Here is a 9,601-nt window from a genome sequence, read left to right as displayed (position 1 = left end):
CAAAGGCAGGTTCTTTAAGGTAAGGAGGTGATCCAACCGCAGGTTCCCCTACGGTTACCTTGTTACGACTTCACCCCAGTCATGAATCACAAAGTGGTAAGCGCCCTCCCGAAGGTTAAGCTACCTACTTCTTTTGCAACCCACTCCCATGGTGTGACGGGCGGTGTGTACAAGGCCCGGGAACGTATTCACCGTGGCATTCTGATCCACGATTACTAGCGATTCCGACTTCATGGAGTCGAGTTGCAGACTCCAATCCGGACTACGACGCACTTTATGAGGTCCGCTTGCTCTCGCGAGGTCGCTTCTCTTTGTATGCGCCATTGTAGCACGTGTGTAGCCCTACTCGTAAGGGCCATGATGACTTGACGTCATCCCCACCTTCCTCCAGTTTATCACTGGCAGTCTCCTTTGAGTTCCCGGCCTAACCGCTGGCAACAAAGGATAAGGGTTGCGCTCGTTGCGGGACTTAACCCAACATTTCACAACACGAGCTGACGACAGCCATGCAGCACCTGTCTCAGAGTTCCCGAAGGCACCAAAGCATCTCTGCTAAGTTCTCTGGATGTCAAGAGTAGGTAAGGTTCTTCGCGTTGCATCGAATTAAACCACATGCTCCACCGCTTGTGCGGGCCCCCGTCAATTCATTTGAGTTTTAACCTTGCGGCCGTACTCCCCAGGCGGTCGACTTAACGCGTTAGCTCCGGAAGCCACGCCTCAAGGGCACAACCTCCAAGTCGACATCGTTTACGGCGTGGACTACCAGGGTATCTAATCCTGTTTGCTCCCCACGCTTTCGCACCTGAGCGTCAGTCTTTGTCCAGGGGGCCGCCTTCGCCACCGGTATTCCTCCAGATCTCTACGCATTTCACCGCTACACCTGGAATTCTACCCCCCTCTACAAGACTCTAGCCTGCCAGTTTCGAATGCAGTTCCCAGGTTGAGCCCGGGGATTTCACATCCGACTTGACAGACCGCCTGCGTGCGCTTTACGCCCAGTAATTCCGATTAACGCTTGCACCCTCCGTATTACCGCGGCTGCTGGCACGGAGTTAGCCGGTGCTTCTTCTGCGGGTAACGTCAATTGCTGAGGTTATTAACCTCAACACCTTCCTCCCCGCTGAAAGTACTTTACAACCCGAAGGCCTTCTTCATACACGCGGCATGGCTGCATCAGGCTTGCGCCCATTGTGCAATATTCCCCACTGCTGCCTCCCGTAGGAGTCTGGACCGTGTCTCAGTTCCAGTGTGGCTGGTCATCCTCTCAGACCAGCTAGGGATCGTCGCCTAGGTGAGCCGTTACCCCACCTACTAGCTAATCCCATCTGGGCACATCTGATGGCAAGAGGCCCGAAGGTCCCCCTCTTTGGTCTTGCGACGTTATGCGGTATTAGCTACCGTTTCCAGTAGTTATCCCCCTCCATCAGGCAGTTTCCCAGACATTACTCACCCGTCCGCCACTCGTCACCCGAGAGCAAGCTCTCTGTGCTACCGTTCGACTTGCATGTGTTAGGCCTGCCGCCAGCGTTCAATCTGAGCCATGATCAAACTCTTCAATTTAAGTTTGATGCTCGTGAATTAAACTTCGTAATGAATTACGTATGTTCACTCAGAGACTTGGTATTCATTTTTCGTCCGAGGACGTTAAGAATCCATGTCACTTTGAGTGCCCACACAGATTGTCTGATAAATTGTTAAAGAGCAGTTGCAACGCGGCTTTCAGCTCACCGTTGCGAGGTCCCGTATATTACGTTTTCCTCATTCAGAGTCAAGCGATTATTTTCACTTTTCTCTGTTGGCGTTCATCTCTGAACCCCGCTAACCCGGCGGCCTGTAAGCCGTTGTTCCGTGTCAGTGGAGGCGCATTATAGGGAGTTCTCAGACGTTGACAACCCCTCTTTTAAAAAAAAACTTTCAACCGTCTCTTTTTTGCTCAAAACCGTGCTACAGCGCCAGTTTTTCGAGCGTTTCAAAGCCATAACGGCGTAAAACGGGTAAAAGTTGCTCAGTCTCTTTCGTGATAGCCATGCAAAATGCGATATTTGCATCGGTAGATTTCGCATTCGGCGCTTCATGCTCCAGCAGCCAGGCCGTACGACGGGCGATCGCCGCACCAGAATCCACCAGCCGCGTCCCCTCCGGAAGCACTTCTAATAGCTCTTCCTGCAAGAGAGGGAAGTGGGTGCAGCCCAGCACAACCGTATCCGGTGGTTCGGGCATCCGCAGCCACGGACGAAGAATACGACGCAGCTCTTCGAGCGATACCGTCTCGCCGTGCAGTTTCGCTTCCGCCATCTCCACCAGCTCTGCGGAGCCAAGCATTGCAATCTGGCATTCGTTAGCAAAACGGTCGATCAGCTCGCGGGTATAAGGACGCTTCACCGTGCCACGCGTGGCCAGCAAGCCCACGATACCGTTCGCCGTCAGGCGCGCGGCAGGCTTTATGGCAGGAACAACGCCCACAACCGGGAACTGGAATTTCTCACGCAGGGCGGGAAGAGAAACGGTGCTCGCCGTATTACAGGCAATGACCGCCAGCGCAAGGGGATAGCGCTTTTGTACCGCGGTGACGATTTCAACCACGCGCTCAACGATAAAGTCCTCACTCTTCTCCCCATACGGAAAAGCGACGTTATCGAAGGCGTAGATGTAATGGAGATCCGGCAGGAGATGCCGAATCTCATCGTAGACCGAAAGCCCACCGACGCCGGAATCAAACACCAGCACGGTAGGGCGCGGATTAGAAGGTGTAGCTGCCAGACAAGGTGTATTCCCGTCCTGCAGTTTGGTAGCCATAAACTGTCTCGTAATCTTTATCGAACAGGTTGGCTATTTTACCACGAACTGTGAGGTGTGAGGTGACCGGATATGAAACTGCGACATCCCACAGGCTCACACCGCCCATTTTCACTTTTTCTGACGGATAAGAACCAAAATCAGTGTCGTAACGCGTGCCGAGATAGTGATACGTCAGGCTCCAGTCGAAATCATAGATCTGCGTATCGAGCTGATATTTCACCTGCTGCTTAGCACGACGGTCCAGAAGTTCGTTGGTCGCCGCATTGCGGGCATCCACATAGTCGTAGCCAACGGTATGCGTCAACGGACCTGTATCAAACGACGCCGTCGCTTCCACACCCTTAATGCGTGCTTTGCCGACGTTGTAATATTCCTGAAGGTTATTATTGAAGTCGATGAGATTATCAACGTCATTACGATAGCCAGACACGCGCCAGCTCACGCCTGCCGTCAGGCCTTCAAACGCCCCTTCCCATTGCTTGCTCTCTTCTGGATCAAGATGGTCATTGCCATAGAAGCCATAGAGTTGACCCAGATTCGGGGCCTTATAGGCCGTACCATAAGAAGCAATGAAGCGGTAACCGTCCACGAACTCCCACGCTACACTGCTTTGCCAGGTGCCATGGCGACCAAACTGAGAGTTGTCATCGCTGCGAACCGCCCCTTCCAGAGTGAAATCGCCCAGCTGCTGCAGCCCGGTCAGGTAGACGCCGGTGTTACGCAGGTCGTAGCCGTTGGTCACGTAGTTTGTACCCGGCTCGGTGCTCTGCTTCTGCCAGTCAACGCCCGCACCAATGTTCCCGTGCCCCACATCAACGGAGTTGAGCCACTGAACGTTGTACTGTTTGATTTCATCCAGCGTGGCCGTCGAATCGTAACGGCCCAAATTAGGGTCGTAGTTATAGTCTTTGCTGTGGCTATAGCTGGTGAGCAGCTGTGAATGGAATATATCCTCGTTGAAGCGTAGTCCTGCGTCCCAGGTTTGGCTATAGAGCTGGCGGGTATCGACCAGAACGTCAGGGGTAAATGAGCTGTAGTAACCGTCATAGGCCGTACGGTTGCTGTAGCCAAAGCCGCGAACAAATCCGCTCCACTGGTCTGAGAATGCGTGCTCCAGTGCGCCGTAGAGTGTTTTATTCATAAAGCCGTCGCGATCGGTCTGGGCAAGGCCACCATTGTTGCCGTCCGCAACCACATCGAAACCTTTGGTATAGGTGTAATCCCCCGCCAGCGTGACGCGCGTGCTGTCGCCCAGCGTTTGCTGGGTACTGCCGCCATAATTCTGGTAACCGTGCGACCCTACGCCGGCATTCAGCGTCGTACCGTCCTTCGCGCGAGTGGTAATAATGTTGACTACACCGCCAATCGCATCCGAGCCGTATACCGCCGAACGCGGTCCACGCACATATTCGATACGCTGCACCAGGGAGATCGGGAACTGGCTGAGATCGGACGACCCCGTGACGCCCGCCTGGTTAAGGCGGATGCCGTCAACGAGAATCAGGACGTGGCTGGAGTTGGTGCCACGGATAAAGAGAGAAGAGAGTTGCCCCATCCCGCCACTTTGCGCCGTGTCCACGCCGGGCAGGCGACGCATAACGTCCAGCACCGAGGTTGACTGCCAGCGGTCAATATCGGCACGCGTAACCACCGACGTTGCTGCCAGAATAGTTTTTTCAGGTTGTTCAAAACGATTTGCCGTCACCACCAACGAGTCAGCGCTATCCTGCGCCCAGCCCGAAAATGCCGTGACGGACAGCGCCGTCAACAGCGATACTTTTTTAATCATTGTTAAAGCATCCACAATATAAGAAGGATGCCGCAGGCCTCATCTATAGCACGCGATGATGAAACCAAATGCGACGTGATCCCGGCAGGTCTTCGGGCTAGGTGGCGTTATACGGATGAAGACTTCCCATTTTCACAGTGTCTACAGCTCTCATCCCGCCAGTCTTTACCGCTGCGCGTCAGCTCCAGATTTTCACTGGATTCCCTTTTCACTCTCAGGAGACCGGAAACAGAATGCTACAATTAGACACGTATAGATGTCCAGACAGCTATTGGCCATTAAATCTGGACATCCCCTGAACAATCCCTACAATCCCCGCGTAATTCTTTATCACTCAGGACGCATCATGACCCCAGAACACCTCCCGACAGAACAGTACGACGCGCAGCTGGCCGAGAAAGTTGTCCGCCTGCAAAGTATGATGACGCCTTTCAACGCGCCCGTTCCCGAGGTGTTCCGCTCCCCTGTCAGCCACTACCGCATGCGCGCCGAGTTCCGCATCTGGCATGACGGCGACGACCTGTACCACATCATTTTCGATCAGCAGACCAAATCACGCATTCGCGTGGACAGCTTCCCGGCAGCGAGCGAGCTTATCAACCAGCTGATGACGCTGATCATTGAAGGCGTGCGCAACAATCCGGTGCTGCGCCACAAGCTGTTCCAGATTGACTATCTGACCACGCAAAGCAATCAGGCGATTGTCTCTCTGCTGTACCACAAAGCGCTGACCGACGAATGGCGCGAGCAGGCCGAAGCCCTGCGCAATGCGCTGCGTGCGCAGAACATCAACGTGCACCTGATTGGCCGCGCGACCAAAACCAAAATCATGCTGGATCAGGATTACGTCGACGAGCGTCTGCCGGTGGCAGGTAAAGAGATGGTTTACCGTCAGGTGGAAAACAGCTTCACCCAGCCGAATGCCGCGATGAACGTGCAGATGCTGGAGTGGGCGCTGAAGGCGACGGAAGGGTCTAAGGGCGATCTGCTTGAGCTGTACTGCGGTAACGGCAACTTCTCGCTGGCGCTGGCGCGTAACTTCGAACGCGTGCTGGCAACGGAAATCGCCAAGCCGTCGGTAGCGGCCGCGCAGTACAACATCGCCGCTAACCATATCGATAACGTGCAGATCATTCGCATGGCGGCAGAAGAGTTCACCCAGGCCATGAACGGTGTACGCCAGTTTAACCGCCTGGAAGGGATCGATTTGAAGAGCTATCAGTGTGAGACGATTTTTGTCGACCCGCCGCGCAGCGGCCTGGACAGCGAAACCGAAAAGATGGTGCAGGCGTACCCGCGTATTTTGTACATCTCCTGTAACCCGGAGACGCTGTGCAAGAATCTGGAAACATTAAGCCAGACGCACAAGGTTGAACGTCTGGCGCTGTTCGATCAGTTCCCGTATACGCACCATATGGAGTGCGGTGTACTGCTCACGGCGAAGTAACTAGCCGGCGTTTTTGGCAGGTGGCGCTTCGCTTACCTGCCCTACTCAGACCTCATTACTCTGGCAGTTGGCTCTTGCGGCTACGCATGCGCGAGCCAATCCAGAACACCAGCGCCACGGACAGTACCGCAGGGAAGAAGTTAGAGCCGATATCCGGATACTCCGCGCGCACCACGGTGCTATACAGCAATACGCCCAGAATAAAACAGGCAGCGGCCAGCCCCGGTAACCCAACCGGCATCGTACGGTTCAGGTAACGCTGATGCAGGCAGTAGACCGTCAGCACCAGCGCAATAAGCGGGAAAATCGAAAATGGCACGATGGAGCTAAAAATAGCGGCGAACGTACCATTAATGGATAAGCCAGCGATCAATGCCAGCAACAGCGTCCCTTTATCCTGACCTGACTGTTTCATTACTCACCTTCACTCTTCGGTTTGATGTGCCAGTTTCTCTTGTTCACGGCGATACCAGTAGTACGCGCCTTTGGAGATCATCCTGAGCTGCAATACCAGTCGCTCTTCAAGCTGCTTGCGTTGTTCAATGCTGACGTCCAGCGCTTCGGCACCCGCGCTGAACACAATCGTCACCATCGCCTCGGCCTGTGCTTCAGTAAAGGCACGCGGCATATGGTTTTCGAGTTCAAGATAGTCGGCAAGTTCCGCGATGAAGTGCTGAATTTCCCGCGCGACGGCGGCACGAAACGCTGCCGATGTGCCCGAACGCTCGCGCAAAAGCAGACGAAACGCGTTGGGGTTATTGCCGATAAATTCCATAAACGTCGACACGGAGGTGCGGATCACGCTGCCGCCTTTGGCGATACGCTGACGCGCCTGGCGCATCAGCTGGCGCAGCATCAAACCGCTCTCGTCGACCATGGTCAGGCCCAGTTCATCCACATCACGGAAGTGACGATAGAAGGACGTTGGCGCAATCCCGGCCTCGCGTGCGACTTCGCGCAGGCTCAAACTGGCAAAACTCCGCTCAGCACTCAGTTGACTGAATGCGGCTTCCACCAGCGAACGCCGGGTTTTCTCTTTTTGTTGTGCTCTTACGCCCATCACGATAGTTGAATCCTTCCAAAGGCCTGATGGCACTATACCAGAGAATAAAATTAATCTGTTTGCTCAGCTTTGTGAATGATTGTTTACGTGCGGTTTGTGCTCCACTGCCGGAAAAAAGCACAACGATAATTGGGTTACCCTGGCAATGATGTTATGATTCTGTTGCTTTTATGTATAAGAACAGGTAAGCCTTGCCATGCCACATTCCTACGATTACGACGCAATAGTTATTGGTTCCGGCCCCGGCGGCGAAGGTGCTGCTATGGGTCTGGTGAAACAGGGAGCCAGAGTAGCGGTCATCGAGCGCTACCATAATGTCGGCGGCGGTTGCACCCACTGGGGCACCATCCCATCGAAAGCCCTCCGCCACGCCGTTAGCCGCATTATCGAATTTAACCAGAACCCTCTTTACAGCGACCACTCCCGACTTCTTCGTTCCTCCTTTGCCGACATCCTGAATCACGCGGATACCGTCATTAACCAGCAGACGCGCATGCGTCAGGGCTTTTATGAGCGTAACCATTGTGAAATCCTGCAGGGCAACGCGCATTTTGTGGATGAACACACCCTGGCACTCGAATGCCACGACGGTTCGATTGAGACGATCACCGCTGAAAAATTTGTGATTGCCTGCGGTTCACGCCCTTACCATCCGGCCGACGTCGACTTCTCACACCCGCGCGTCTACGACAGCGACTCCATTCTGAGCCTGCATCATGAACCCCGCCACGTCATTATCTATGGCGCAGGGGTCATCGGCTGCGAATACGCGTCGATCTTCCGCGGAATGGATGTCAAAGTTGACCTGATTAACACCCGCGATCGCCTGCTGGCGTTCCTCGATCAGGAAATGTCAGACTCCCTCTCCTACCACTTCTGGAACAGCGGCGTGGTGATTCGTCACAACGAAGAATACGAGAAAATAGAAGGCTGCGATGACGGTGTGATCATGCACCTGAAGTCCGGTAAGAAGCTGAAAGCCGACTGCCTGCTGTACGCCAACGGCCGTACCGGCAATACCGATTCACTGCGGCTGAAAAATATTGGGCTTGAAACAGACAGCCGCGGTCAGCTGAAGGTCAACAGCATGTATCAGACCGCGCTGCCGCACGTATACGCGGTGGGCGACGTAATTGGCTATCCGAGCCTGGCCTCCGCCGCTTACGATCAGGGCCGCATTGCCGCTCAGGCGCTGGTGAAGGGTGAAGCGACGGCGCATCTGATCGAAGATATTCCGACGGGGATCTACACCATTCCGGAAATCAGTTCTGTCGGGAAAACCGAACAGCAGCTGACGTCAATGAAGGTGCCTTACGAGGTAGGTCGTGCCCAGTTTAAACATCTGGCGCGGGCGCAGATCGTGGGGATGAGCGTAGGTACGCTGAAAATTCTGTTCCATCGCGAGACGAAAGAGATCCTCGGGATTCACTGCTTTGGTGAACGCGCGGCGGAAATCATTCATATCGGCCAGGCAATCATGGAGCAGAAAGGCGGTGGTAACACCATTGAGTACTTCGTTAACACCACCTTTAACTACCCGACCATGGCAGAAGCCTATCGGGTAGCCGCGCTGAACGGCTTAAACCGCCTGTTTTAACGCGCTGTCGAAATGGCCATCCATCGCACCGCGGATGGCCTCTGCCAGCTGCTCATAGCGGCTGCGCAGCGGTGACCCCGGACGATAAACCAGACCAATGGTGCGACGCGGCTCCGGCTTAATGCACGGCAGGTACACCACGCCATCACGCTTACGCTCGCGTGGCACGGCCAGCGCAGGCAGCAACGTAATACCGCTTCCCGCCGCCACCATATTACGCAGCGTTTCCAGACTGGTTGCGCGGAAGTGGGTATCTTCGTCAGCGCCCGCTTCGAAGCAGAAGCCCATCGCCTGATCGCGCAGGCAGTGACCGTCTTCCAGCATCAGCAGCTTTTCCCCGGCCAGATCGGCCATCGGCACGCGATCGCGGTTCGCCCACGGGTGATCTTCATAGATCGCCAGCATCATCGGCTCATCGAACAGCGGTACTTCAATAAACGCTTCGCTCTCTTTTACCAGCGCCAGAATGGCGCAGTCGAGCTTGCCGCTGTCCAGCTGCGCCAGCAGCTGATGGGTTTGCGCTTCGTGCAGGTACATTTCGAGTTTCGGGAACGTCTGGTGCAGCATCGGAATGATGTGCGGTAACAGGTACGGGCCAACGGTTGGGATCAGGCCAATATGCAGCGGGCCGGACATGGCCTCTCCCTGCTGGCTTGCCATTTCCTTGAGCACTTTGACCTCGCGCAGCACGGTGCGCGCCTGATCCACCAGCAGAAGACCGGCCTGGGTGAACAGCACCTTACGGCTGGTGCGCTCCAGCAGCATCACGCCCAGCTCGTCTTCCAGCTTGCGGATCTGCCCGCTCAGCGTGGGCTGGCTGACGTGGCAGGAATCTGCCGCGCGGCGAAAGTGACGATGCTCGGCTAACGCTACCAGGTATTCAAGATCACGAATATTCATTATTCA

General features: G+C 55.0%; 7 protein-coding genes, 1 rRNA gene and 1 riboswitch. Of the genes, 2 read left to right on the top strand and 6 right to left on the bottom strand.

All coding sequences use genetic code 11. From position 1 onward, the window contains the following. Positions 1 to 20: 20 nt before the first annotated feature. From ACTJI7_RS15235 to btuB, 3 genes are all read right to left on the bottom strand, one after another. Positions 21 to 1,560, bottom strand: a 16S ribosomal RNA gene (locus tag ACTJI7_RS15235). A 384-nt stretch (positions 1,561 to 1,944) separates the two neighbouring features. Beyond that, a complete protein-coding gene (gene murI, locus ACTJI7_RS15230) occupies positions 1,945 to 2,796 on the bottom strand; it encodes a glutamate racemase (protein WP_440670933.1) in 852 nt (283 codons plus the stop codon). Next, positions 2,741 to 4,588, bottom strand: a complete 1,848-nt coding sequence (btuB, locus tag ACTJI7_RS15225) for a TonB-dependent vitamin B12 receptor BtuB (RefSeq protein WP_440670935.1) — start codon at positions 4,586 to 4,588, stop codon at positions 2,741 to 2,743. Before btuB ends, murI begins: the two co-directional genes overlap by 56 nt. Positions 4,589 to 4,654: 66 nt before the next feature. Then, positions 4,655 to 4,830, bottom strand: a riboswitch (cobalamin riboswitch). A 104-nt stretch (positions 4,831 to 4,934) separates the two neighbouring features. Between btuB and trmA the strand changes: the two genes are divergently transcribed. Further along, positions 4,935 to 6,035: a tRNA (uridine(54)-C5)-methyltransferase TrmA gene (gene trmA, locus ACTJI7_RS15220; RefSeq protein ID WP_440670937.1), complete on the top strand. Its 1,101-nt coding sequence runs from the start codon at positions 4,935 to 4,937 to the stop codon at positions 6,033 to 6,035. Positions 6,036 to 6,090: 55 nt separating this feature from the next. Here the strand turns inward: trmA and ACTJI7_RS15215 are convergent, their stop codons facing one another. Both ACTJI7_RS15215 and fabR read right to left on the bottom strand, forming a co-directional pair. Then, positions 6,091 to 6,450: a YijD family membrane protein gene (locus ACTJI7_RS15215; RefSeq protein WP_008501783.1), complete on the bottom strand. Its 360-nt coding sequence runs from the start codon at positions 6,448 to 6,450 to the stop codon at positions 6,091 to 6,093. 9 nt (positions 6,451 to 6,459) lie between these two features. Further along, positions 6,460 to 7,098 (bottom strand): HTH-type transcriptional repressor FabR, encoded by a 639-nt coding sequence (gene fabR / locus ACTJI7_RS15210; protein ID WP_008501784.1) that lies wholly within the window; start codon positions 7,096 to 7,098, stop codon positions 6,460 to 6,462. 196 nt (positions 7,099 to 7,294) lie between these two features. Here fabR and sthA point away from each other — a divergent pair, with 196 nt between their 5' ends. Further along, the gene (gene sthA / locus ACTJI7_RS15205; protein WP_227442922.1) at positions 7,295 to 8,695 is read left to right on the top strand and encodes a Si-specific NAD(P)(+) transhydrogenase; all 1,401 of its coding nucleotides are present in this window, start codon (positions 7,295 to 7,297) and stop codon (positions 8,693 to 8,695) included. Here the strand turns inward: sthA and oxyR are convergent. After that, a complete protein-coding gene (gene oxyR / locus ACTJI7_RS15200; RefSeq protein WP_025758848.1) occupies positions 8,678 to 9,595 on the bottom strand; it encodes a DNA-binding transcriptional regulator OxyR in 918 nt (305 codons plus the stop codon). The genes sthA and oxyR overlap by 18 nt on opposite strands. Positions 9,596 to 9,601: the final 6 nt, after the last annotated feature.

Origin of the sequence: Enterobacter sp. 22499 (assembly GCF_052044815.1) — a bacterium.
Classification (GTDB): domain Bacteria; phylum Pseudomonadota; class Gammaproteobacteria; order Enterobacterales; family Enterobacteriaceae; genus Enterobacter; species Enterobacter bugandensis.
Note: the sequence above shows the minus strand (reverse complement) of the source record. Positions and strands in the feature narration are given on the sequence as shown.

Coding starts and splice junctions, on each gene's coding strand:
- ACTJI7_RS15215 (WP_008501783.1), bottom strand. CDS start 6,450: ATGAAACAGTCAGGTCAGGATAAAGGGACGCTGTTGCTGGCATTGATC.
- oxyR (WP_025758848.1), bottom strand. CDS start 9,595: ATGAATATTCGTGATCTTGAATACCTGGTAGCGTTAGCCGAGCATCGT.
- murI (WP_440670933.1), bottom strand. CDS start 2,796: ATGGCTACCAAACTGCAGGACGGGAATACACCTTGTCTGGCAGCTACA.
- sthA (WP_227442922.1), top strand. CDS start 7,295: ATGCCACATTCCTACGATTACGACGCAATAGTTATTGGTTCCGGCCCC.
- btuB (WP_440670935.1), bottom strand. CDS start 4,588: ATGATTAAAAAAGTATCGCTGTTGACGGCGCTGTCCGTCACGGCATTT.
- trmA (WP_440670937.1), top strand. CDS start 4,935: ATGACCCCAGAACACCTCCCGACAGAACAGTACGACGCGCAGCTGGCC.